Below are 25,693 nucleotides of genomic sequence, written 5' to 3'. Positions count from 1 at the left end.
AAAAACTATGAAAAACATACGAAACAAAGTGACTACACTTAGACTAAGATTTTTGATACTTTCGGTCAGTGTGCTTCTATTGCCAATAGGATGTACCGACCTCGAAGAAGAAGTTTTTTCCGAAGTTACTGAATCATCCTTCGTGCCAGCCGAGTCAGATATCATCTCGGTAATGGCATCGGCTTACACACCCTTACGTTATGTAATGGGCTGGCAGGGATATTTTGATGTTCAGGAAGAACCAGCTGATATGATTGTAACCCCAACAAGACCTAACGGTTGGGATGATGGAGGCACATATAAAAGGATGCACTTTCACGAGTGGACCGAGACCCAATGGCAGCCAAGAAATACTTGGATAACCTGTTTTAATGGTATCAACAGTGCCAATAGGGTAATCCTTCAAGTAGAATCAGGAGATCTTCCAGTAAGTGAAGCGCAAGCGGCATCCATTATTGCGGAAATGAGAGCATTGAGGGCACTGTATTATTCCATGTTGGTGGACACACACGGAAATGTGCCTATCATTTCAAGTTATGGTGAAGATTTGCCGGTTCAGAGCTCTCGTTCTGAAGTGTACAATTTCATCGTTTCTGAATTGAACGAGGTCATTCCAAGCCTGACCGAAATTGTAGACCAGTCAACCTACGGACGGATGACCAAATGGGCAGCCTATCATGTGTTGGCTAGGGTGTATCTGAATGCGGAAGTGTATTCTGGAACCGCGCAATGGGATAACGTTATCACAACTTGTGATGCCGTCATCAACAGCGGTGCTTTTGAATTATCGTCCAGCTACTCCGATATTTTTGCAACAGCAAATGATGGGAATTCAGAAATGGTTTTTGCCATTCCTTACGATCGTATTTTTGCAGGCCAGTGGAATGCCCATATGAAAATGCTCTTGCCAGAACACAGATTGGTTTTTGGTATGGAGGCACAACCTTGGGGTGGATCTAGCTGCAATCCTCAATTTATTGATAGTTACGAACCGACAGATAATCGACTGGCCGACACTTGGCTGATGGGCGATCAATTGAACTATTCTGATGGAAGTGTTGTAATGACTTTGAGAAAGGAAATGCCAAGTATTTATGACTGTGATTTCACCGATGGTTTCAGGTGTGCAAAATATGAAATTGAGCCAGGTGCCAATGCAAGTCTCAGTGTGGATTTCCCATTTTTGAGATATACTGATGTACTTATGATGAAGGCCGAAGCTTTGCTAAGAACAAACAGAAGTTCTGAAGCCGCCACAATAGTTACCCAAGTACGTATGAGATCCTTTGATGATCCAGCTGATGCAACCGTTACCGGAGCTGAGTTGGAAGGAGACACTACTGTGGAATATGGAACTCTGGCAGAAGATGGAACCATTGATGAGCCAGGTGATCAGTCTGCCGTTCCTTACGGGCGTTTCTTGGATGAATTGGGTTGGGAGTTTGCTGCTGAAGCAAGAAGAAGAACCGACCTTATTAGATTTGGAGTTTACCAAACAAAAAATTGGTACAATCATACACCTAAGGGAGAGTATACAACGCTTTTCCCAATAGGATTGGAAGAGTTGAATACAAATACGAATCTAAGCCAGAATCCTGGTTACTAAGATTAAGGATTTGTACTCAAGTATTTTTTATAATTGTTTGAGTTTGTTGTTAGTGCAGAAAGCGGATGGGGTGCCATCCGCTTTCAACTTTTTTATACCATTCAGTTACTTTTATAGAAAGGGATTAATAATTTAATAGCATAGATTATGGCAAAGTCATTTTTTCTAAAATGTTTCCTTTTTTTTGGTTTTATGGGCCCATCCATGATGGCGCAGCAACAAATCAAATCACCCAATGGAAAACTGTCCGTGGAAGTAAACCCAATGGAACAGATTACCCTTAGTATCAGCTATGATGGAAAATGGTTGATTGATGATATCACTACGGATTTGAACGTGGCCGGAAGGGGCAGTTTGGTCGGTTCATCAAGATTTAAAAAGGCGGATGTTGCAAAGATAAACTCGCTCATTGAAACCGCTGTGCCAACTAAGAACCGACAGATAAAGGATGAGTACAATCAACTCACACTGCACTTTGCCAAGTTTGACTTTGAAGTGAGATGCTATAATAATGGAATTGCCTTCAGATATCACACAAAATTGGGTTCACGACCCATTGAAGTGGTGCATGAAACACTCAATTTTAGCATTCGACCAGAATTTACGTGCTATCTGCCCGAAGAGAAACAACTGATTTCCCATTTTGAAAACTATTTTGAAGTGCTTCCCGTTTCGGATATTACATCTGGGGCTTTGGCCAATGCACCTTTACTGTTTACGAAGGATGGCCAGCCCAGCATAAGTTTTACGGAATCCAATATTTATGATTATCCCCACATGTTCCTAACAAAAGGCAGTTTGGGATTTTCAAGTACTTTCCCAAAGGTGGTATTAAAAACCAAGGAAGGAAGACGGGACCGAGATGAAATCATTGGCGAAGAAGCTGATTACATTGCGAAGACCAGCGGAAATCGAGAATTTCCATGGCGGGTGTTCATGGTGTCGGAAACAGATGAAGATATTGTTTCCAATAATCTGGTGTACCAATTGGCCGGCCCCTTAAAACTTGAAGACACTTCTTGGATCAAACCTGGAAAAGTAGCTTGGGATTGGTGGAGTGCCAACAACATTGATGGAGTTGATTTTGAGTCGGGCATCAACACCCAAACCTATAAATATTACATCGACTTTGCTGCCCACTACGGTTTGGAATACATCATTTTGGATGAAGGATGGTCAAAAACCACAACCAATGTAAAAGCACCTAATCCCAATATTGATGTGGCGGAATTGGTGAAATATGGCAACCAAAAAGGAGTGAGTGTTATTCTTTGGAGTCTATGGCGACCTTTGGATGAAGATATGGCCGGTATTTTGAATCAGTTTCAAGCATGGGGCGTAAAAGGGGTCAAGGTGGATTTTATCCAACGGGCCGATCAGTACGTGGTCAATTTTTATGAAAGACTCGCCCAAGAAACGGCAAAACGGCATATGTTGGTCGATTTTCATGGGGCGTTCAAGCCTACAGGACTTCGACGTGCGTATCCCAACGTCATCAATTATGAAGGAGTAAAAGGTTTGGAGAACGACAAATGGGAAGATAAAATAACCTCAGAGCATGAACTTACCCTTCCTTTTACCCGAATGACTGCGGGTATTTTGGATTTTACCCCTGGTGGATTCGACAATGTGCACAAGGAAAACTTTATGGCCCGTTTTGACAGACCTATGGCTTTGGGAACCCGGGCCCACCAAGTTGCTATGTATGTGGTGTACGAAGCACCATTGCAAATGTTGAGTGATACGCCCAGTAACTATTATCGGGAAGACGAAACCACTTCTTTTATCGCAAAGATTCCCACTATCTGGGATGAAACTGTCATATTGGACGCCAAAGTTTCGGATTACATTCTTTTGGCCCGTAAAAATGGAGATTCATGGTATGTTGCTGGAATGAACGATGCCACACCAAAAGAATTGACCTTGGATTTTTCATTCTTGGGCGAAGGAAACTATGCCATTCAAATCTTTAAGGATGGAGTCAATTCAGATAAAAACGCCCGAGATTATGTACTTGAGGAAACTACTGTTGATTCTACTAAAAAAATGGACATCAAACTAAATAAATCCGGAGGATGGGTGGCCATTGCCACAAAAATGTAAACAAGGTTTTAAACTGAAATCGTCATGAAACAGCACGGTAATTTTTGGGTTTTGGTCAAGCTTTTGGTGATGTTGACCTGTTCCATTGGGTTTGGGCAAACAAAAATGGACTATCGGGTACAATTTGTGGAGCCTGAAAAACATTATGCAGAAGTCCAATTGGAATGTAGCGGTCTGTCCGAGGGTCAAACCAATTTTGTTCTTCCAGTGTGGTCCCCGGGATATTACCAAATTTTGGACTCTCCCAAACACATCATTGATTTTGATGTGAAAAATTCCAAAGGTGAAACGCTGGAATGGCGTAAAAAATCGAAGAACATTTGGGAGGTGGAAAACGGTACCGAAGATGCTGTTACCATTACCTATCGGGTGTTCGCCAATCGGAAATCGGTGGCCGAATCAAAAATAGATTCCACCAAGGCCTTTATTATGCCCAACAATATGTTCATGCACATTCAGGATAAAATCAAGCAACCTGTTACGGTGCAATTTTCACCGTACAAGGATTGGAGTAAAATCTCAACAGGATTGAAATCCACAGCTGAAGGTGTTTTTTATGCCGAAGATTTTGATATTCTTTACGACAGCCCTGTATATATCGGAAACCAAAAGACAATCGAGTTTGAAAACGATGGCAAATCTTATCATTTGGGTGTAGTAACCCCAGAAGGATTGGACGAGGAAAAGTTTGTAGGTGATCTAAAAAAGATAATGGATGCCACTACGGAGTTGATGCAGCATATTCCGTATGATAAGTACAGCTATATATTAATGGAGGCTGGCGGCGGTGGCTTGGAGCATTGGAATTCGCAAGCAGTTTTTACAAGTGGTTCGTTCAATTTTAGGTCAGAGGACCACTATGCAGGTTTTATGAATTTCATTACCCACGAGTATTTCCATCTCTATAATGTAAAGGCCATTCGTCCCATTGAATTGGGTCCTTTTGATTATGGTCGAGAAAATTATACAGACTTGCTTTGGGTCTCAGAAGGGCTCACGGTATACTATGAATACTTGATTATGATGAGGGCCGGATTGTTATCGCCAGAACAGACATTCAATTATTTGAGCGGTTCCATACGAAGGTATGAAAACATTGAAGGGAAAAACCACATGTCCCTTTCCCGATCCAGTTTTGATATTTGGTTGAATTTTTTGAGCAGGGATGAAAATACGGACGAGACTGCCATTTCATACTACAACAAAGGACCAATTATTGGGTTGCTGTTGGATTTGGAAATTCGGAACAGCAGCAATAACCAAAAATCGCTGGATGATGTTATGCGCCATCTGTACAATGAATATTACATAAAACAGGGAAGAGGTTTTAAAAAAGAGGAGTTTTGGTCCATTTGTGAAGAAATGGCAGGAAGTTCACTGGATGAAATCAGAACTTACGTGGATACGGTAGCGCCGATTGATTATCCAAAATATTTGGAATATGCCGGATTGCAGATAGACCTGGGTCCTTTGGAAGATCAGGAAGAAAATTCGGATTTGGTAAAGCGGTCCTATCAGATTTTGGAAAAGCAGGACGCAACAAGAAAACAACTTCAGATTCGAAACTCAGTCTTTAGGACGAATTAAAACAGGGAGCGGTACTTGGATGGTGTGCAACCCTTCAACTCCTTAAACTTCCGGTTAAAATTGGCAATATTGGTAAAACCACATTGTTCAGAAATCATTGAAATGGAGAGTTCGGGCTGGCTTACAATGAGCTTACAGACATTCTCTATTCGTATCTCTATCAAAAATTGGAAAAAAGTCTTGTTTGTCCTTTTTTTAAAATACCTACAAAAAGCATTCTTGCTCATATTGGCCTTTTCCGAAATTTGTTCCAAGGTAATTTGCTCATGATAATGCTCCATGGCAAACTTAAAGACACTGCTCATGCGTTTCCCTTCATCATCAGAATAAATTTTCCGATACACGAAAGAAGCCAAGGGCTGGGTTTCAGACTTTGCAATTTCATTGATCACCAATAAGAGCGACGCAATCCTCTCCACTTTGTTCTGATCCGGCAATTGATTGAATAGCGCAATGATTTTCTCCTTGTTCGAGAGCACTTTCATCCCGTGTTCCGACTTTTTGAAAAAATCATGGGTAAGGGCAAGATCAGTTAAATGAAAAAACTCCTTCCCAAAAGAATTATAATCAAAAAAAAGAGTGTACATAACGGACTCATCAGATGCATTGGCATCACTTCGGAAAACGTGGGGAATGTAACCTCCAATCACCAAAATATCACCTTGCTTATATTCATTGATGGAATCGCCCACAATCAGGGACCCTGAACCTTTTTCAATATAACTTATTTGAATTTCTCCATGTTGGTGGAGTTGACTATAAAAAACCTTCTCCCTGTCTATTTGGTAAACCAGGGCCTCATCCTTGGGTTTTGGGATTTTAAACGGGAGAACTCTCAAGGTTTTATGCAAAAATTATTAATAAATATACGCTAAATCGATTTATGGGTCAACATAGTATTATAAGAGGCTAATAATCAAACAAATTGTTGGAGCCATGTCATTTACTTTTGTAGTAAAATATTTTAGTATTATGATAAATTGGGAAGGCGTAATGCCAGCTGTAACCACAAAGTTTACCAGCGAGGATAAATTGGACCTTGCAATGTTTGAGAAAAATATTAAAGCACAAATTGATGCTGGGGTCCATGGGATCATTTTAGGAGGAACATTGGGTGAGGCGAGTACACTCGAGCAGGAGGAAAAGGAAATCCTTATTAAAACCTCTTTGTCTCTAGTGGAAGGAAAAATACCTGTTATTATCAATATTGCTGAGCAAAGTACCAAAGAAGCTATCGCCGTGGCACAACATGCTGAAAAAGTAGGAGCGCAGGGCTTGATGATTCTTCCCCCAATGCGATACAAAGCAACGGATTATGAGACGGTTACCTACTTTAAAAGTATAGCCAACAGTACCTCTTTGCCTATTATGATCTATAACAATCCAATTGATTATAAGATTGAAGTGACCTTGGACATGTTGGAGGATTTGTTGGAATGTGAGAATATTGAAGCAGTTAAGGAATCCACAAGAGACATTACCAATGTCCTTCGTATTAAAAGTAGATTTGGCGACCGCGTAAAAGTATTTACCGGGGTGGACACCCTTGGTTTGGAAAGCTTGGTCATTGGAGCCGATGGATGGGTGGCCGGTTTGGTGTGTGCTTTTCCTGCGGAAACAGTTGCTATCTATGAATTGGTGAAAGCTGGAAAAATCAACGAAGCGCTCGAAATTTACAAATGGTTCATGCCCTTGTTGGAGTTGGATATCAGCCCCCAATTGGTCCAGAACATAAAATTGGCAGAGGTTGCCACTGGAATCGGTACAGAAAACGTACGTGCTCCCAGATTGCCTTTGCAAGGTGCTGAAAGAGCACGTGTATTGGAAGTAATAAATAAAGCAATGGAATGCAGACCTGCACTTCCAGAGTATAAAAATCTCAGCAGCGTAGCCTAAATGATTACTGGGAAAAACTATATAGGAAATATAATTAGCGGAAATGGGGGTAATGGGTTCAAAACCATAAACCCCCATTTGAATATTGAAAACCCAACAACTTTTGTAGAAGCCACAATCGGGGAGGTTGAAAAGGCAGTAGAATTGGCGTGGAAGGCGTTTCGTGTGTACCGAAAAGTTTCTGGTACGCAAAGAGCAGCTTTTTTAAATGCCATTGCCGATGAAATCCTTGCCTTGGACCAAGAATTGGTGGAGACTTACACTATGGAATCCGGTCTTCCTGAAGGTAGGGCGGTAGGTGAAAGGGGCAGAACCGTTTTTCAACTGCGCTCATTCGCTGAATTGGTAAGCAATGAAGATTGGAGGGAAAATACATTTGACAAGGCAGAACCAGACCGAAAGCCGCTTCCAAAGGAAGATTTAAGAAAAACCTTGATTCCCCTTGGACCTGTGGCCGTATTTGGCGCCAGTAACTTTCCGTTGGCATTCTCAACCGCAGGAGGCGATACGGCCAGTGCACTTGCAGCGGGATGCCCGGTAATCGTTAAAGCGCACCCCATGCATGCCGGAACCTCAGAACTTGTAGCCTCGGCCGTTATCAAAGCCGCTGAGAAAACAGGTATGCCCAATGGGGTGTTTTCTTGTGTTAATGGTGGAATCGATGTAGGTGTTGCCCTTGTGGAGCACCCAAAAACAAAAGCGGTTGGTTTCACAGGAAGTATCAATGGCGGTAGAGCATTGTTCAATTTGGCCGCGAAGCGCGAAGAACCAATCCCTGTTTTTGCAGAGATGGGAAGCATCAACCCTGTGGTCATTACGCCAAGCGCAATTGCTCAAAGGTCTGATGAGATTGCCAAGACCTACGCAGGTTCAATCACCTTGGGAACTGGACAATTTTGCACAAACCCTGGTTTATTGTTGACCATCAAGGACGAAAATACCAAAGCATTTGTAGAGGAGTTGGGTAAACAGGTGATTGCTATTGAGTCGCAATGTATGTTGCATCCCAATATTAAAAGTGGATTCGATAAAAATGGGGCCGGTATTTTGGCACAGCCTGGAGTGGAAGTTGTGGCTCAGCTAGAAGGTGATTTGAAGGATAATTGCGCTGCATCTATCATAGCCACCGTGTCGGGAACCGAGTTTTTGGCCAACCCTAAACTACATCACGAGGTGTTCGGACCTTTTTCTTTGGTGGTGCAATGCCAAGATGAGAACGAATTGCTTGCGGTGATTGAAGGTTTGCAAGGTCAGCTTACAGGAACATTGATTGCAGAAAAAAATGATAGTTTGGACTTGTCAGAAATCGTGGAAGCCTTACAGCACAGAGTAGGTCGAATTTTGTACAACGGAGTGCCTACGGGAGTTGAAGTTTGTCCTTCCATGCATCATGGAGGCCCGTATCCAGCTTCTTCGGACTCAAGGTTTACCGCTGTGGGCACCCATGCCATCAAAAGGTGGGTGCGTCCTATAAGTTATCAATCGTTTCCCAATGAACTATTGCCAGATTCTTTAAAAGGATAGGCATTTTAACTTACTTTGCGTATATAATCATAATACGGTTTTAACAAACAACACGTGGCAAGAAAGACTTTTTTTTGTGTTGATGCCCACACCTGCGGTAATCCCGTTCGTGTTGTGGCAGGTGGTGGTCCCAACCTTTTGGGCAAGAACATGAGTGAGAAAAGACAACACTTTCTCAAAGAATATGATTGGATTCGTAAGGGCTTGATGTTTGAGCCTAGGGGTCATGATATGATGAGCGGAAGCATCCTATTTCCACCCCATCAGCCCGAAAACGATTTTGCCATTCTGTTCATTGAAACTTCTGGTTGTTTGCCCATGTGCGGGCATGGGACCATCGGCACAATTACCATTGCCATTGAAGAAGGATTGATCGTACCCAAGACACCGGGGAAAATTAGAATGGAAGCCCCAGCAGGATTGGTAGAAATAGAGTATCAACAATCTGGCAAGAAGGTGGATTGGGTGCGGTTGGTCAATGTAAAATCGTACCTCGCAGCAGAAAACCTAACTGTGGATTGCCCAGAGTTGGGAGAGCTTACTTTCGATGTCTCCTACGGAGGCAACTACTATGCCATTGTAGATCCGCAAAAGAATTTTAGTGGTGTCCACAATTTTACAGCGGCCAAAATTGTCCAATATTCTAAGGTGGTAAGAGAACGTATTAATGAAAAATATCCTGACACATTCATTCACCCAGAGGACTCCACAATTAGAGATGTAAGCCATATGTTATGGACGGGAGACCCTTTGGATTCAACATCTTCCGGAAGAAATGCGGTTTTTTATGGAGATAAGGCCATAGACCGTTCCCCATGTGGAACGGGTACATCGGCCCGAATGGCGCAACTGAATGCCAAAGGAAAACTGAAAATGGGTGAGGATTTCATCCACGAGAGCTTTATCGGAAGTAAATTCATTGGTAGAGTGGTGGAAGAAACTACCTTGGGTGAGAAAAAGGCGATAATTCCCAGTATTCAAGGTTGGGCACAGGTCACAGGCTACAATAACATCATTATTGACGATGATGACCCTTACGCCCACGGGTTCCAAGTGTTGTAAAATCAGTTGTTTTAAATGAAAAGAGTAGTAATAGTTGGTGGAGGTATTTCAGGACTCTGCAGTGCCTATTATTTGGTGCAAGAAGGATATCAGGTTACCATTTTGGATAAATCTGATGTATCCACCGGGGCTTCGTTTATAAATGCAGGATACATTACCCCGAGCCATTTTATCCCACTGGCAGCTCCCGGAATTATTACACAAGGAATCAAGTGGATGATGGATAGTTCCAGTCCATTCTACATAAAACCCAGATGGGACCTTGATTTTTTTAAATGGACGTTGTTGTTCAAAAAATCAGCCAAAAAATCCCATGTAAAAAGTACTATTCCTATCATCAAGGAGCTCAATTTAAAGAGTAGCGATTTGTATGAAGAAATGCTTTCTGAAGTTGATTTTCCGTTTCAATACGAGAAAAAAGGACTCTTGATGGCCTACAGAACCGCAAAAAGTGAAGAGGAAGAATTGGAAGTAGCTGAAATGGCGGTGAAGGAGGGGTTGGATGCTGTGGCACTATCCAAAGATGAAGTCCGTAAAATACAACCCGCTTTTTCTGATGAGGTTATTGGTGCGATCCACTATAAATGTGATGCCCACATGACTCCCAATTACTTTATGGAACAGATGAAAACCTGGTTAAAATCCCAAGGTGTCGTCTTTGAATTCAATCAAGCTGTGGAGGAATTTATGGTAAAGGATAAAAAGATAACTGCACTAAAAACCAAGGATGCCGTCTTTGGCGCCGACGATTTTGTGTTGGCGAGTGGTACATGGACTTACGCATTGGCTAAATCCCTCAATCTGTACGTTCCAGTGCAGGGAGGAAAAGGATATAGTATGGATGTCCGAAGAAATACTGGAATAACCATGCCTGCAATTCTAGTGGATGCTAAAGTAGCTGTAACACCAATGGAGGATTTTACCCGTTTTGCTGGGACCATGGAATTTTCTGGAAACAACAATATTGTGCGAAAAGAACGGGTTGAAGCACTAGCTGATGCCGTCAAAAGCTATTATTCAGATTTTGAAATCAATCAGGAGGAAAAAGATAGCGCTACATCTGGATTAAGGCCGGTTTCGCCGGATGGACTTCCATACATTGGTAAGACCTCAAAATATAATAATCTAACCATTGCAGCGGGTCATGCCATGATGGGTTGGAGTTTAGGTCCAATTACAGGAAAATTAGTGACGGAGTGCATCTCCAAAATCCGTCCATCATTGGATTTAAAACCACTGTCCCCAGAACGGTTTTCATAGATTTTACACCAAGTTAATTTTAGTGCAATAGATAAATCGTTTTGGCACCAACTTTCAGGCCAATTCCTAATTTACACACTCTTTTTTGACTTGAGCGAGGTGTTAAGGGCAATATAGTATCAGGATTAGTTAATAATGACTGAGAGGGGATAGAAGATTATCTATAGTTTTAAGCAAAAATTAAATCATGGGATTTTTTTTTCAAAAAATAAGTGTATTTTTTATACTTGTAACTTCAGGAGCCTTGTTCGCGCAAGGCACTTTAAAGGAGTATAAAAAAGCCATAATAATCGATTCCCTTTTTAGGAATAAAGTGCTCAATTCCCCATCTTCTTTTCATTGGTTGGATACCAATTTGATGTGGTATGTGAACAATTCCACCGATGGAAAAAAATATCTACTGGTTGACCCCGTACAAAAAACCCAAAAAGAATGTTTTGATCATAATGCCTTGGCCTCTTTACTTTCCAAAGAATTCAATGAAGAGGTTGATTCAAAGGATATCGATATCAGTAGACTGGAGTTCAATCAAGACCTTTCTGAACTTACTTTTATATATGGTGAAGCCAAGGTTTCCCATAACCTACAAGCCAACACCTTAACAATAATTGACCCCGAAGGAGGTAAAAGAGATTCAGATAGAAGGTATTGGGGCAATAGATTTGATGAGAAAAGTAACCCGCCGGTAGTTTCTCCCGATTCCACCATGACGGCCTTTATTAAAAATGACAATCTTTATATTAAAGATAGAGCCACAGAGGAGGAAAATAGATTGAGCTACGATGGTGCTCCCGGTTTTTTCTATTCAACCTATATAAAATGGTCACCCGATAGTAAAAAGATCATGGCGTATAAAGTGCGTCCAGGGGATGATCGCAAGATATATTTCGTGGAGTCCAGCCCCGAAGATCAGTTTCAACCCAAATTACAATCAAGGGACTATTTAAAGCCAGGTGATGAGTTACCCTTCAAAAGTCCACAATTGTTTTTGGTTGATTCCAAAAAGCATATTCAAGTACCCACAGATGAGTTTAGCCATCAATTTGGCCTAAACCGCATCGATTGGCGGGAAGATAGTCGTGCTTTTACGTTTGAATACAATCAAAGGGGACATCAAGCCTATAAAATTATTGAGGTGAATGCTTCAACAGGGAAGGTGAAGGTCTTGGTGAACGAAACCAGCGACACCTTTATCGACTATAGCAGCAAAAAATACCGTTACGATGTAGAAGATGGTAAAGAAATAATCTGGACCTCTGAACGCGATGGTTGGAATCACATCTATTTGTATGATGGAAATGGTCAGGTAAAAAAGCAATTGACCAAAGGCGATTGGGTCGTTCGCGAGGTTATTCATGTGGATGAGGGCAACCGTGAAGTGTATTTTACCGCAAGTGGCATGGACAAGGACCAAGATCCCTATTTCCTACATTATTGCAAGGTAGATTTTGAGGGAAAAAACTTTACCCGTTTCACCAAAGAGGATGGAAACCACAGTGTAACCTTTTCAGAGGACTATACCTATTATGTGGACCAATACTCTAAGGTGGATACGCCTCCTGTTACGGTATTGAAATCAGCTAAGAACAGTAAAAAAGTTATGGACTTGCAACAGGCGGACCACTCTGAGCTTTTAAAAGAAGGTTGGATTGCCCCTGAAGTTTTTACGGCCAAAGGTCGAGATGGTGTTACCGATATTTGGGGTGTCATTGTTCGGCCAACGTCTTTCGACCCCACTAAAACATATCCGGTCATTGAGTACATTTATGCAGGCCCCCACAGTTCTTTTGTTCCCAAAGATTTTAGATCGTACTATTGGTCCATGTCTTCCATAGCCGAGTTGGGCTTTATTGTGGTTCAAATTGATGGAATGGGAACGTCCAATAGGTCAAAAGCCTTTCATGATGTATGTTGGCAGAACCTGAAAGACGGCGGATTTCCGGATAGAAAACTTTGGATCAAGGCTGCTGCCAAGAAATATCCATACATGAATGCTGATAAAGTTGGCATCTATGGTACATCAGCAGGAGGTCAGAACTCCGCTGCTGCACTGGTGTTCAATTCAGATTTTTATGACGTTGCGGTTTCTTCCTGCGGATGTCACGATAACCGAATGGATAAAATTTGGTGGAATGAACAATTTATGGGCTACCCCATTGGTCCTCACTATGCTGCCTCCTCCAATATTGAGAATGCTGCCAAAATGCAGGGTAACTTAATGCTTATCTTAGGTGAAGTTGATGACAATGTGGATCCCTCCACAACCATGCAATTTGCCAATGCCCTTATAAAAGCCAATAAGAACTTTGAACTGGTCACCATCCCTGGCATGGGGCATTCATCTGGTGGCGATTTTGGAGAACGTAAACGTAAAGACTTTTTTGTAAAGCACTTAATGGGTGTTGAACCACCTGCTTGGGAAGAGGTTTACGAATAGAGTGATTAACTAAACTAAATATAAATATAAGTGACTGGTTGTCAGTTATTGTAAACATTCTAGAAAAAGGAAATGAGTATGAGATTAAATAAGGTGTTCGTTGGTGTTGTAATGGCGTTTTGTACTTTGGGTACAACCAACGTGTTGGCACAGGAAGGTGATCAGATATTGGACGGTATTGGTGAAACAGGATTGATTGCCAGGTATGTTTTTGATGGTGACACGAAGGATTGGTCAAGAAATAATTTGCACGCTACCCTGGAAGGTTCAGAACCCATTTTTGTGGATGACGAATACTTTAGCAAAGTACTTTCCCTGCCGAAGGGTAAAGAAGCGTTCATTACAATTCCCGGTGAAGCGGTGACCAATGAAGAATCCATAAGTATTACAGGATGGGTGCATATTGAATCGGCTCAACCTGGTGCACGACTTTTTGATTTTGGAACAACTGCCAACTCCCACTTTACCATTGCCCCTACTGGAACCCAAGACAAGAAAGGTGTTCAAGTTGAGCTTTCTTCAGCCAGAGGAGATGCATATAACACAAGTTCTTCGGCTTTGGAGACCGGTAGGTGGAACCATTTGGCGGTGGTTATTAATATTCCTTCTAAGATGGTAAGTACCTATGTCAATGGAAGGTTGGTAGGTGAAGCCAAAGATGTGGAACTGATTTTGGAACAGGTTTTTGATTTTGAAAAAGGAGAAAATAATAAACTCTACATTGGAAAATCATTGGTTGCCAATGATCCCTACCTTTCAGCCAAACTGCATGATTTTAGAATTTATAGAATCCCATTGAGTGAAGGACAGGTCACCCGAATTCTTAGGGGATCGTTTAGAGGGAATGGTGGTGACGATGAAAGCAAAGAAGAAGTCAATCTTCCTCAATTTGATGCCGATACTCCTCAGCTTTATGCCGATTATCTTACCGGAGTTTCGGATGTTCAAGTGGAAACTGTGGTTGGATTTTTACCAAGATTACCCCGTTTTGTGAAGGGAACTTATGGCAGTGGTGTAAAAGGTCCAAAGGATGTACGTGTACTTTGGCCAGCCCCAACTGACAACTCCCAAGTACTTCGGCCGGGCAAATACACCGTTGTTGGCAGTATATCTGGATCAGACCTAAAACCGAAAGCAACGGTGATCGTTAAAGCTGCTTCAACAGTTTCAACCCCAAGTCAAACTTTGGAAGGTTTTGAACTTAATCAAGTTTCCCTGAACACTGACGGTCATGGACATCAAACAAAATTTATTGAAAACAGGGATAAGTTCATTAATACCCTAGCAAAAACTGACCCAGATTCGTTTTTGTATATGTTCCGCAATGCATTTGGACAAGAACAACCAGCTGGTGCAGAACCACTTCGTGGTTGGGACAGTCAAGAAACCAAATTGCGTGGCCATGCAACCGGACATTATCTGACAGCTATAGCCCAAGCCTATGCCAGTACAGATTATGACAGAAATTTACAGTCCAATTTTGCGGAGAAAATGGATTATATGGTAGATATACTATATGATTTATCCCAAATGGCGGGAAAGCCAAGAGAAGTTGGTGGACCCTATGTTTCCGATCCAACCGCTGTTCCTCCCGGGCCTGGTAAAGAGGGATATGATTCTAATCTGAGTGAGGATGGTATTCGAACCGATTACTGGAACTGGGGTGAAGGGTTTATAAGTGCTTATCCTCCCGATCAATTCATCATGTTGGAAAACGGTGCCTCCTACGGAGGACAACCCACACAAGTATGGGCGCCCTACTACACCTTGCACAAAATTTTGGCCGGGTTAATGGATATTTATGACGTAAGCGGTAACGAAAAAGCTCTGGATATTGCCAAAGGAATGGGAACTTGGGTGCATGCCCGATTGAGCCAAGTCCCTACTGATACCCTGATTAGCATGTGGAATACATACATTGCCGGCGAATTTGGCGGAATGAATGAGGCAATGGCCCGTTTGTACAGAATGACGAACGACCGCCAATATCTTGAAGTGGCCCAATTGTTTGATAATATTAAAATGTTCTTTGGAGATGCTGGGCATTCCCATGGATTGGCAAAAAACGTGGATACTTTCCGCGGTCTTCATGCCAACCAGCATATTCCGCAAATCATGGGGGCTTTAGAGATTTATCGTGATTCCAACGCACCTGAATACTATCATGTGGCTGATAACTTTTGGTACAAGGCCAAGAACGATTACATGTATAGCATTGGAGGAGTTGCAGGGGCCCGTAACCCTACAAACGCAGAATGTTTCATCGGTCAGCCTGCCACTTTGTACGAAAACGGATTCTCAGCAGGCGGACAGAATGAGACCTGTGCTACCTATAACATGCTGAAATTGACCAGAAACCTGTTCATGTTCGATCAGCGCACGGAGTTGATGGATTATTATGAGCGTGGATTGTACAACCACATTCTGGCATCTGTTGCTGAGGATAGTCCGGCGAACACCTATCACGTTCCATTGCGTCCCGGCTCTGTGAAACGTTTCGGCAATTCAAATATGACGGGCTTTACCTGCTGTAACGGAACTGCTTTGGAAAGTAGCACCAAGCTTCAGAATTCAATCTATTTTAAAAGTAACGATGAAAAGGCTTTGTATGTAAACCTTTTTATTCCTTCTACATTGAAATGGACCGAAAAAGATATTACTGTTGAGCAAAAAACGGCATTTCCAAAAGAAGACAATACGCAATTGATTATTAGGGGCAAAGGAAAGTTTGACCTGAATGTGCGTGTACCACAATGGGCAACCAAAGGCTTCTTTGTACAAATCAATGGAAAAGCCCAAAAAGTAAATGCTGCTCCGGGAACCTACCTTACGTTGTCGCGCAAATGGAAAGATGGTGACACGGTAGACATCCAAATGCCATTTGAATTTCATTTAGACCCTGTAATGGATCAGCAAAATATTGCCAGCCTTTTCTACGGACCTGTGTTGTTGGTTGCTCAAGAGCCGGAGCCAAGAGATGATTGGAGAAAAGTCACATTCGACGCTGAGGACATCGGGAAAAACATTCAAGGAGATTCAAAAAAATTGGAATTCACCATAGACGGTGTTGAGTTTAAGCCTTTTTATGAAACCTACGGGCGTCATTCTGTATACTTGGATGTAACCTTAGAGTAGGGGGAATATATATGAACCATGTATTATTTAATTAACCAATCCAATCGAAGACAATGCGGTATTTAGCTCCCATTTTAGTAGTACTGATTTCTATAACACTGAGTTGTAAAGATAAAAACAACTTACGCCTCTTATCTGCAGAAAAGGGAGCTTCCGTATTGGACAATGGCTGGGAAAAGGAACACTGGAGCAGACAGGAAAATTATGCGACTGTTCCATCCGAAAATCACAATGCTGAAGTCTTGGTATTGGAAGCCGATACGCTTTCAAGAAGTAGATGGTACAAAAAAGTCAACATAAAACCCTACACCACCTATAAGGTTACAGGTTATGTTAAAACTGAGGGTGTGGAGGGCGACCGTGATGGAGCTGGTGCTGGCATTGGGTTGGAGCGAATGGAAGTTGGACAGGACACTATTTTTGTTGGAGATAATGACTGGACATTGGTAGAGTTGGTTTTCAATTCTAAAGGTGAAGACAGTTTTATGCTGGAAGGCCTCTTAGGAAAGCGTGGACTGGCCAAGGGGAAAGTCTATTTTGACAATTTCCAACTCGAGGAATTGGATTCTAAGGAACTAAACCCCATGGTTACTATTGACCTTTCTAAGAAAAAGGAACCTATGTCGCCTTATATCTACGGGCAGTTCATTGAACACATGGGCAAAGGAATTTATGGTGGTATTTGGGCCGAAATGCTCCAAGACCGTAAATTTTATTATCATCCGGGAACAAAAAAATCACCATGGAAAACCAATGTAGATACTTTGAACATTCAGAAAGATGCCAGCCATTCGTTTGCCGAATTGGATTTACCGAGATTTTCCTTGAATTCTGATGGTATTCTTCTTTTCCAAGACAGCCTGGCCACCACAAAAGGGAAAAAATATGAAGGTAGAGTGGTGTTGAGCCATTCAGGAATCATTTCGAGTGCTTCCGTTGGACTTATTACCGAAAATGGGTCATCAGAGCAATCACTTGATATTTCCAGAAGTGGATATCTAAAAATACCATTTGTGTTGGATTCCAAAGAAAACTCATCCAACGCCCGTTTAGAAATTAAAATAGTGGGAAGCGGAACAGTTACAATTGCCGCAGTTTCCTTAATGCCAGAAGACAACGTGGAAGGATTCCGTCCTGATGTGCTGGCACTTCTAAAAGAACTGAACTCTCCCATATATCGTTGGCCTGGCGGAAACTTTGTTTCGGGATACGATTGGAAAGATGGGATTGGTGACCCAGACCGTCGCCCCACAAAATATGAAAGGGCCTGGAACGGGTTGGAATATAACGATGTTGGCGTTCATGAATTTATGGATTTATGCCGACTGCTGGGTGCCGAGGCCAATGTAGCCGTAAACACCGGATTGGGTACCGCAGAGTTGGCGGCGGATGAAGTGGAATATTTTAATGGTGATAGATTTACCAAAATGGGGAAGTGGAGAGCAGAAAACGGACATCCCGAACCCTATGGTGTAAAGCTGTGGGCCGTAGGTAATGAAATGTTCGGGGATTGGCAATTGGGCCACATGCCTGTTGAAGATTATGTGGTAAAGCACAACAAAGTGGCCGAAGCCATGTGGGCCGTGGACCCGAGCATTGATTTGATTGCGGTAGGTTTTCCGGGTGAATGGAATGATATGATGTATGAGCACACCTTGGATAACATGACCTATATCAGCGAGCACTTTTACCGACAGGACTGGCATGCAGGGGGATTGCTTACACACGTAAAACAGATTCCAGATGCCATTCGTGAAATAGCCGATGAGCACAGAAGATGTCGTGAAGAAATGCCAAAAGTGGGTGAAAAGAAAGTGAAAATCGCTTTGGATGAATGGAACTACTGGTATGGGCCACATGTGTACGGATTGTTGGGAACGCGGTATTTTTTGCGTGATGCATTGGGCATTGCGGCAGGAATCAATGAGTTTTCCAGACAATCGGATATGTTCTACATGGCCAACTACGCCCAAACAGTGAATGTAATTGGGGCTATAAAAACCACCAAAACGGATTCATGGTTGGAGGGAACCGGACTTGTTCTAAAGCTCTACCGAAAGGAGTTTGGAACACAACCAGTAGCCATTGAAGGTGCGCCAGAGCCTTTGGATGTTGCTGTAACTACCGATGAGGAAGGCACTGTAGTGACGGTTTCCGTAATTAATGCTACGCATCAAGAGTATCCATTGGTATTGAATTTTGAGGACATTGAGCTCCCAGAAAGCGGTAATCGATATTTTATTTCCGGGGCTGACGATATGGTTTTCAATGACGAGTCTGATAAAAATCGAATTACAATTCAAGAAGAAACCATAGTATGGGATGGACATTCCCTTATAGTTCCTAAGGAAAGTGTCAACATCTACACATTTAAACTAAAATAAAAGCAACTTGAGATGATGAATAGAATAGTATGGATAGGGTTGGTATTGTTTTTCGGTACCATCTTTAGAATGGAAGCCCAAGGGTATTGGGGAAGGATAGAGCAGCGAGAACCAACGTTGGGCATTGCCGAGGTCTATCAAAAATATGAGACCCCCGACTTTAAATTAAAATTGGTAAAGGCTTCACAGACCGTTGCAGCACTTAGCCCCAGTAGTGGTAGGGCAACCAACTTTGACTTTACCCCTGGGGACCGATTGGAGCTTAGAGACAAGGATAGTTTATACCATTTAGGTGATATCAACCTCAGAATAAAGGATGCCAACGGTAATTGGATGGATTTTTCCACCGCTACCACTAGGGCAGAAGTAACCCCATTGGAAGTCGGTGGAAATGTTTTGGCCGCTGCTGATTTGGCCAATACCCTACCTAAGGATATTCCGGTATCCATTAAGCGGTATTACGAATTGGATAATAATCAACTGGTAATGCGTTTTGAAATAAAAAATACTCAGACAACGCCGGTTGAAATTGGAGCTTTGGGGATTCCCATGATCTTCAATAACATTCTGGAAGGGAAATCCTTGACAGAAACCCATGCCCAAAATGTATTTTTTGACCCATATATTGGAAAGGATGCGGGCTATTTGGAAGTGAAGCGTCTCAGTGGAAGAGGACCAGCTTTATTGGTGCTTCCAAAGGAAAATATGTCATTTGAAGCCTATAGACCTTTATTGGACGACCCCACACCACGAAGCATTGTTTTTGAAGGATTCCACGAATGGATGGTGCACAGCAAGGCCTATGCGGAGAACGAATGGAAAGGTGTGGAGCAATGGAACACACCAACATCTCTGACGCTACAACCCAACGAAACCAAGAATTTTGCGTTGAAGTTTGTTCTAACGGAAGGGATAAAGGATATCCAGGAAACCTTGGTGAAAGAGGAGCGTCCCGTGGCAACGGGAGTCCCGGGTTATGTGGTTCCCCAGAATGTGAATGCACAGTTGTTCCTCAATTACAAGAATGCAGTCAGTGCCATAATTGTAGAACCAAAAGGTGCATTGGATATTAAAGAAGACGGCACTACAACATCTGGGTTAAAAAAATATAAGGTTGTGGGAAAAAAATGGGGAAGGTCTCGTGTTACTATAACTTATGCCAATGGACTTGAGCAAACCATCAACTATAAAGTGATTAAGCCCGAAGAAGAAGTGATTGCCGATTTTGGGAGTTTTCTGACCAACGAGCAATGGTTTGATAATCCCGATGATCCTTTTGGCAGAAATCCATCCTCTATCACCTACGATTATGACAAGAAAGAGCAGGTAACCCAAGACAGCAGGGTCTGGATTAGTGGTTTGAGCGATGAAGGAGGTGCGGGTAGTTGGTTGGCTGCTGTAATGAAACAATTGGTGCAACCCGATCGTGGAGAGATTATGAAACTTCAAAAGTTTGTGGACAACACGCTGTGGGGCGGAATTCAATATAGCGAAGGCCCGTTGAAATATGGGGTAAAGAAAAGTCTTTTTTACTACCAACCGGATTCTCTGCCTAATGGTACTTATAGTGATGAGATTAATTATAAAACTTGGGCAGCATGGGATCATAAGCATGCCAACGACCCAGGAAGATCATATAATTACCCCCATGTGGCGGCGGCCTATTGGGTGCTCTATCGTTTGGCACGATATCACGAGGGCTTGGTGGACAATAGATCATGGCAATGGTATTTGGAGAATGCCTATCACACTACTGTGGCCATGGTGGAAAAAGCACCATATTATGCACAATTTGGGCAAATGGAAGGTTCGGTTTTCCTCTTGATTCTGAAAGATTTAAAGAATGAGGAATTTACGGAAATGGCAACAGATTTGGAAGCTCGTATGAAAGAGCGTGCCAATCATTGGAGAGCGTTGGATTACCCATTTGGTAGTGAAATGCCTTGGGATTCCACTGGACAGGAAGAGGTATATATGTGGTCCGATTATTTTGGCTACGATAGAAAAGCCTGGGTTACATTGAGTGCTATTTTAGCCTATATGCCAACAATGCCCCATTGGGCTTACAATGGAAATGCCAGACGATATTGGGATTTCTTGTATGGTGGTAAGGCGGGCAAAACTTCCCGAGTGGAACGCCAAATTCATCATTATGGCTCTTCATTAAATGCTATTCCCGTGCTGAAACATTTTAGAAGTCACCCAGAAGATTTATATCTGTTGAAAGTTGGGTACGGTGGTCTTTTGGGTGGGATTTCCAATATTACTCAAGACGGTTATGGTCCTGCGGCCTTTCACTCCTTTCCATCCACTTTGGCAATAGATGGTATTACTGGGGATTATGGCTCTGGTTTTTATGGCTACGCTGTGAATTCGGGAACCTATATCACAAAAGATGAAGATATGGGATGGTTGGCCTTTGGCGGAAATCTGACCCAAAATGGAGATCTCGTTGAAGTGGATATTACCACTGCTGCAAAATCAAGAATTTATATTGCCCCCAAGAAAATGTGGTTGACGTTGGATGCTGGAACTTTTGATAAGGTGAGCTACAACACCAAAACCAATAAGGTTGAAATTACTTTGGGTGGCAAAGACGACTATACGCCCAATGCTTTTTTACGAGTTGAAGCTGAAAATGTCAGTCTCCCTTATGAGAAAGTTCGTGGTGCCTATCAAATTGAGTTGCCCAAAAAAGGATTGACCATAACACTTTAATTTGTAGTCAGTCAAGTACTTGGATTCATGAAAAACCATCAGAACCTACTTCAACTTTTTGTACTGCTGTTTTTGGTAGTTACCACATCTTGCAATACCAAGAAAAGGAATGGAGAAAGTGAGATGGAGCCAAGTAGTCCTAAAGAACTTTATATTCCAAAGGAAGTGCATAGAGTTCCCAAGGGCAACGATTATGATGACCCCAATAGCGATTTCAGTTTTGCCCGAATGGTTGAAGGGGGCAACATTGCCATTTTTTGGCACAAGGATTATGGTGAGGACCCCATGACCAATCAAGATTCTACATTACGGTTCAATCCAAAGCGGATGTTGGTGGAGTCGGAGCGGATTTATGATGTTTTTGTAAACGATTTGGGCTTGGTAAAAAAAGACAGTTCATATACTGATACCTACAAAGTCTTGGTATATGTTATCAAAGCTGAAACGCAAACTGCTTTTGGAGGAGGGGCCGAAGATAAAATCGGGATTTTCTGGACACCTGCGGTTAGGGTGAACAAAGAACCTTACGGCGTTTTGGCACATGAACTGGGCCACAGTTTTCAATATTTAAGTAGAGCCGACTCTGGTACTGGCCCCCGAGGCCCTATTATGGAAATGTCTGCCCAATACATGCTTTGGCAAGTTTATCCAGAATGGATGACATTTGAAAACTATCACTTGGTGGATTATCTTAAAGGAACCCATTACGGATTCATGCACGCTACCAACATGTACCATTCACCCTATGTGATTGAATATTGGTCCCAGAAACACGGAAAGAAATTTTTTGGGGAACTTATGAGAAATACCCAAGAAGGTGAGGACCCCGTGATGACGTATAAGCGATTGAACAATCTATCCCAAAAAGAGTTCAATGATGAGATTTTTGATGCTTCGCGAAGATTCATAACCTGGGATTTGGACCGTGTGGAATCCGTAGCAAACCAATATGCTAACATGCACTATACCAAGGTGAATCAGTTGCAAAATGGCTGGTATCAAATCGATACTTTAAATGTTCCGCAAAATTATGGGTACAATGGAATAAAATTGGAAGTGCCTTTAGCCGGAACTAAGGTGGAATTGGATTTTAAAGGAATCGCTGGAGATGATGGTTTTGAAAAAGTACATGTTGACAAAGCGGGATGGCGCTACGGTTTTATGGCCTATTTGAGCAATGGGGAACGATTGTATGGTGACATGTTCAGTGACAGTATTGGAAAGGCAAGTTTTGAGGTGCCGGCCAATACCGAATATTTGTGGTTGGTAGTAGGCGGGGCACCGACCGAGCACTGGTCAAGGCCTATGCGAGGAAGAAACAGTGAAAAAACCGAACAAACTCCAGATGAGGAGTGGCCTTATCGATTTAAACTCACGGGCACGGACGTTGCCGAGCAATAAATAAGCTAAAGGGGAAGAGGGAGTTCTAAATCTTGAAGATGAACCCATCTTCCTCTACTTTCTTTTGGTATTTATCCTTATCAAAAACGTAGAGGTAAGCACCTTTTCTTGAAACGGTCATATCCTTTTCATCCAATTTGATCAATACATCCAAGGAATTAATTTTGTTGATGAAATTTCTCTTATCAAGCTTTTTATCCAAAATGGATTCGTAAAGATTCTGGAGCTGACGCATAGTGAATTTTTCGGGCAGCAGCTCAAAACCGATTGGATTGGTCAATGCTCTTCTGCGAAGCCGGGCAATGGCTCGTTGAATCATTTCGTTGTGGTCAAAAATTAAGTTGGGTGCTTCATTAAGTTCAAACCAGCGGGCGGAATCAATTTGGATACCATCAAATTTATGGGATTCAACATCGATGAGCGCATAATACGAAACGGAAATGGTGCGTTGGCCAGGGTCCCGGTCTATTTTACTGTGCGTATACAGTTGCTCCATGTAAATGTCGGTAAGTCCGGTTAGGGCATTGAGCACTCGAACCGCTGCTTGGTCCAAATTTTCATTCTTTTTCAAGAAACCACCAATTAAGGACCATCTACCTTTTTCGGGTTCAAAATTCCGCTTGATCAGCAGTATTTTCAGATTTTCCTTGTCAAAACCAAAAATGATGCAGTCAACGGCCAAAAGCACCTGATCTTCTTTGTCATAATAATTGAGTTGCATGTTTAAGTCTTCGGCTTTTTCTAGGTCGTTGATTACTTTCATGAGGACTAAAATCCTAAATATTTAGGTGTTTAACAAATGTTTGTAAGGTAAAGACAAAAAATAATCTTGGTGCCATAATAACACTTTTTTAACGCTAATGCTTGCAAATTCAAAAATTCTTTACGTTCTTTACTAGTGTGTAAGATACACTTTAAAATCAATAGATGGATATTTCGCTTTGAGAAACCATTTAGAATTAGTTTTTAGCTTAACAATATTAGCAAGGCCAATATTCTTATCATGCCTTTTTAAACCTTCCGTTATGAGAATTAGTACGTATGTTTTAAAATATGCAAAGGTCGTTTTGGCCATTGTATTACCTTCAGTGCTTTTGGCACAGCAACCAGTCACCATCCAGATTGGGAAAAACACCGATTCGGTCCAAATCAGCAAACACATTTATGGTCATTTTGCAGAACACCTAGGTCGATGTATTTATGATGGTCTTTACGTTGGTGAAGACAATAAAACCATTCCCAATACCGAAGGTGTTCGCAATGATATCATAGCAGCCTTGAAAGAGCTCAATATTCCCAATTTGCGTTGGCCCGGAGGGTGTTTTGCAGATACGTATCACTGGAAAGATGGGGTCGGGCCACAAGAAGACCGTCCGACCATTGTAAACCGTTGGTGGGGAGGAACTACCGAAGACAATAGCTTTGGCACCCATAACTTTTTAAATCTCTGCGAAGAATTGGGAGCAGAACCCTATCTATCTGCCAATGTGGGGAGTGGAACCGTACAGGAATTGATTGATTGGATGCAATATACCAACCATGATGGAGTAAGCCCAATGGCCGATTGGAGACGTGAAAATGGAAGGGAAGAACCTTGGGATGTAAAATACTGGGGCGTAGGTAATGAAACTTGGGGTTGTGGTGGAAACATGACCGCGGAGTATTATGTTGATATCTACAGAAAATATGCAACCTTCATGTCAGATTGGAACAATAGTGGCGGGGTGTACAGGATTGCTTCCGGTGCTTCTGAAGATGATTATCATTGGACGGAAACCTTGATGAAAAATGTACCTCACACTCTCATGGATGCCGTTGCGTTACACGATTATGCGGTTTTTAATTGGGATGCCAAAGGCCCATCCGTCAATTTTGATGAGGAAATCTACTTCAAAAGCATGGAGCAGGCCCTTAAAATGGAAGAATATGTAACTAAGCATGTCGCCATTATGGACAAGTATGACCCTGAAGGAAGAGTAGATCTCTTTGTAGATGAGTGGGGTGGGTGGTATGATGCTGAGCCAGAAGTGCAGAACGGCGTGCTTTACCAGCAAAATACCATCCGCGATGTTATGATTGCAGGTACAGTTCTGAACACCTTTAACAACCATGCAAAACGCGTAAAAATGGCCAATTTGGCTCAGATGGTAAATGTGCTTCAGGCCGTGATCCTAACCGATGAGGAAAAAATGATCAAGACGCCTACCTATCATGTAATGAATATGTACAAAGTGCACCAAGATGCGATGTTGCTTCCATCAAAAATTGAGAACAATTCCCAATTCCGTGGGCTTCCAGCCATATCGGTATCAGCTTCCAAAGATGCAAACGATGCAGTCCATATTTCCTTGGTCAATATAGATTCCAAAGAAGAAAGGACAGTCGAAGTAAACATTGCCGATTTGGACATCAAGAACTTCAAAGCTCAGATACTTACATCAGAAAAACTTCAGGATCACAATTCATTCAACGACCCAGAAAAAGTGGTGCCCGGTGAATTCAAAGATTTTAAGTTAAGAAAAGGAGTGCTCTCCATCGATATACCAGCGCACTCACTGATTGTATTGGAAGGAAAATAGT

15 protein-coding genes are annotated in these 25,693 nt (G+C 42.2%); 13 read left to right on the top strand and 2 right to left on the bottom strand.

Features of this window, described 5'->3' with window-relative positions:
• The first annotated feature begins 7 nt into the window (after nucleotides 1–7).
• The 3 genes from AB1A65_RS15080 (at nucleotide 8) to AB1A65_RS15070 (ending at nucleotide 5,296) form a co-directional block, all read left to right on the top strand.
• Complete coding sequence (locus AB1A65_RS15080; protein WP_366590752.1) at nucleotides 8–1,606, top strand: RagB/SusD family nutrient uptake outer membrane protein; 1,599 nt, start codon at nucleotides 8–10, stop codon at nucleotides 1,604–1,606.
• Nucleotides 1,607–1,753: 147 nt separating this feature from the next.
• Nucleotides 1,754–3,709 (top strand): glycoside hydrolase family 97 protein, encoded by a 1,956-nt coding sequence (locus AB1A65_RS15075; RefSeq protein WP_366590751.1) that lies wholly within the window; start codon nucleotides 1,754–1,756, stop codon nucleotides 3,707–3,709.
• Nucleotides 3,710–3,733: 24 nt separating this feature from the next.
• Nucleotides 3,734–5,296, top strand: a complete 1,563-nt coding sequence (locus AB1A65_RS15070) for a hypothetical protein (protein ID WP_366590749.1) — start codon at nucleotides 3,734–3,736, stop codon at nucleotides 5,294–5,296.
• Here AB1A65_RS15070 and AB1A65_RS15065 read toward each other — a convergent pair.
• Complete coding sequence (locus AB1A65_RS15065; protein ID WP_366590748.1) at nucleotides 5,293–6,135, bottom strand: AraC family transcriptional regulator; 843 nt, start codon at nucleotides 6,133–6,135, stop codon at nucleotides 5,293–5,295. The genes AB1A65_RS15070 and AB1A65_RS15065 overlap by 4 nt on opposite strands.
• 133 nt (nucleotides 6,136–6,268) lie before the next feature.
• Between AB1A65_RS15065 and AB1A65_RS15060 the strand changes: the two genes are divergently transcribed.
• The 9 genes from AB1A65_RS15060 to AB1A65_RS15020 all read left to right on the top strand — a co-directional run bounded on the left by AB1A65_RS15060 (nucleotide 6,269) and on the right by AB1A65_RS15020 (nucleotide 23,113).
• Nucleotides 6,269–7,192: a dihydrodipicolinate synthase family protein gene (locus tag AB1A65_RS15060; RefSeq protein ID WP_366590747.1), complete on the top strand. Its 924-nt coding sequence runs from the start codon at nucleotides 6,269–6,271 to the stop codon at nucleotides 7,190–7,192.
• Nucleotides 7,193–8,716, top strand: a complete 1,524-nt coding sequence (locus AB1A65_RS15055; protein ID WP_366590746.1) for an aldehyde dehydrogenase (NADP(+)) — start codon at nucleotides 7,193–7,195, stop codon at nucleotides 8,714–8,716.
• Between the two features lie 54 nt (nucleotides 8,717–8,770).
• Entirely contained in the window at nucleotides 8,771–9,778 is a 1,008-nt protein-coding gene (locus tag AB1A65_RS15050) for a 4-hydroxyproline epimerase (protein ID WP_366590744.1), read from the top strand.
• A 15-nt stretch (nucleotides 9,779–9,793) separates the two neighbouring features.
• Nucleotides 9,794–11,038: an FAD-dependent oxidoreductase gene (locus tag AB1A65_RS15045; RefSeq protein ID WP_366590743.1), complete on the top strand. Its 1,245-nt coding sequence runs from the start codon at nucleotides 9,794–9,796 to the stop codon at nucleotides 11,036–11,038.
• 187 nt (nucleotides 11,039–11,225) lie between these two features.
• Nucleotides 11,226–13,475, top strand: a complete 2,250-nt coding sequence (locus tag AB1A65_RS15040; protein ID WP_366590742.1) for a DPP IV N-terminal domain-containing protein — start codon at nucleotides 11,226–11,228, stop codon at nucleotides 13,473–13,475.
• 78 nt (nucleotides 13,476–13,553) lie between these two features.
• Complete coding sequence (locus tag AB1A65_RS15035; protein ID WP_366590741.1) at nucleotides 13,554–16,610, top strand: beta-L-arabinofuranosidase domain-containing protein; 3,057 nt, start codon at nucleotides 13,554–13,556, stop codon at nucleotides 16,608–16,610.
• Between the two features lie 53 nt (nucleotides 16,611–16,663).
• Nucleotides 16,664–18,994: an alpha-L-arabinofuranosidase C-terminal domain-containing protein gene (locus AB1A65_RS15030; RefSeq protein WP_366590740.1), complete on the top strand. Its 2,331-nt coding sequence runs from the start codon at nucleotides 16,664–16,666 to the stop codon at nucleotides 18,992–18,994.
• A 12-nt stretch (nucleotides 18,995–19,006) separates the two neighbouring features.
• Nucleotides 19,007–21,712, top strand: a complete 2,706-nt coding sequence (locus AB1A65_RS15025; protein WP_366590739.1) for a DUF5695 domain-containing protein — start codon at nucleotides 19,007–19,009, stop codon at nucleotides 21,710–21,712.
• A 27-nt stretch (nucleotides 21,713–21,739) separates the two neighbouring features.
• Entirely contained in the window at nucleotides 21,740–23,113 is a 1,374-nt protein-coding gene (locus tag AB1A65_RS15020) for a DUF6055 domain-containing protein (RefSeq protein ID WP_366590738.1), read from the top strand.
• Nucleotides 23,114–23,138: 25 nt separating this feature from the next.
• Here the strand turns inward: AB1A65_RS15020 and AB1A65_RS15015 are convergent, their stop codons facing one another.
• Nucleotides 23,139–23,876 (bottom strand): NUDIX domain-containing protein, encoded by a 738-nt coding sequence (locus AB1A65_RS15015; RefSeq protein WP_366590737.1) that lies wholly within the window; start codon nucleotides 23,874–23,876, stop codon nucleotides 23,139–23,141.
• Between the two features lie 262 nt (nucleotides 23,877–24,138).
• Here AB1A65_RS15015 and AB1A65_RS15010 point away from each other — a divergent pair, with 262 nt between their 5' ends.
• Nucleotides 24,139–25,692: an alpha-L-arabinofuranosidase C-terminal domain-containing protein gene (locus AB1A65_RS15010; protein ID WP_366590736.1), complete on the top strand. Its 1,554-nt coding sequence runs from the start codon at nucleotides 24,139–24,141 to the stop codon at nucleotides 25,690–25,692.
• Nucleotide 25,693: the final 1 nt, after the last annotated feature.

This window comes from Allomuricauda sp. ANG21, from assembly GCF_040705235.1.
Taxonomy (GTDB): domain Bacteria; phylum Bacteroidota; class Bacteroidia; order Flavobacteriales; family Flavobacteriaceae; genus Flagellimonas; species Flagellimonas marina.
The sequence above is the reverse complement of the archived record's forward strand: the minus strand, read 5'-3'. Positions and strand labels throughout refer to the sequence as shown.

Bases quoted from the DNA above. Each gene is read 5' to 3' on its own strand.
- AB1A65_RS15080 (WP_366590752.1), top strand. From the start codon at position 8: ATGAAAAACATACGAAACAAAGTGACTACACTTAGACTAAGATTTTTG.
- AB1A65_RS15075 (WP_366590751.1), top strand. From the start codon at position 1,754: ATGGCAAAGTCATTTTTTCTAAAATGTTTCCTTTTTTTTGGTTTTATG.
- AB1A65_RS15070 (WP_366590749.1), top strand. From the start codon at position 3,734: ATGAAACAGCACGGTAATTTTTGGGTTTTGGTCAAGCTTTTGGTGATG.
- AB1A65_RS15060 (WP_366590747.1), top strand. From the start codon at position 6,269: ATGATAAATTGGGAAGGCGTAATGCCAGCTGTAACCACAAAGTTTACC.
- AB1A65_RS15055 (WP_366590746.1), top strand. From the start codon at position 7,193: ATGATTACTGGGAAAAACTATATAGGAAATATAATTAGCGGAAATGGG.
- AB1A65_RS15045 (WP_366590743.1), top strand. From the start codon at position 9,794: ATGAAAAGAGTAGTAATAGTTGGTGGAGGTATTTCAGGACTCTGCAGT.
- AB1A65_RS15040 (WP_366590742.1), top strand. From the start codon at position 11,226: ATGGGATTTTTTTTTCAAAAAATAAGTGTATTTTTTATACTTGTAACT.
- AB1A65_RS15035 (WP_366590741.1), top strand. From the start codon at position 13,554: ATGAGATTAAATAAGGTGTTCGTTGGTGTTGTAATGGCGTTTTGTACT.
- AB1A65_RS15030 (WP_366590740.1), top strand. From the start codon at position 16,664: ATGCGGTATTTAGCTCCCATTTTAGTAGTACTGATTTCTATAACACTG.
- AB1A65_RS15025 (WP_366590739.1), top strand. From the start codon at position 19,007: ATGATGAATAGAATAGTATGGATAGGGTTGGTATTGTTTTTCGGTACC.
- AB1A65_RS15020 (WP_366590738.1), top strand. From the start codon at position 21,740: ATGAAAAACCATCAGAACCTACTTCAACTTTTTGTACTGCTGTTTTTG.
- AB1A65_RS15015 (WP_366590737.1), bottom strand. From the start codon at position 23,876: ATGAAAGTAATCAACGACCTAGAAAAAGCCGAAGACTTAAACATGCAA.
- AB1A65_RS15010 (WP_366590736.1), top strand. From the start codon at position 24,139: ATGAGAATTAGTACGTATGTTTTAAAATATGCAAAGGTCGTTTTGGCC.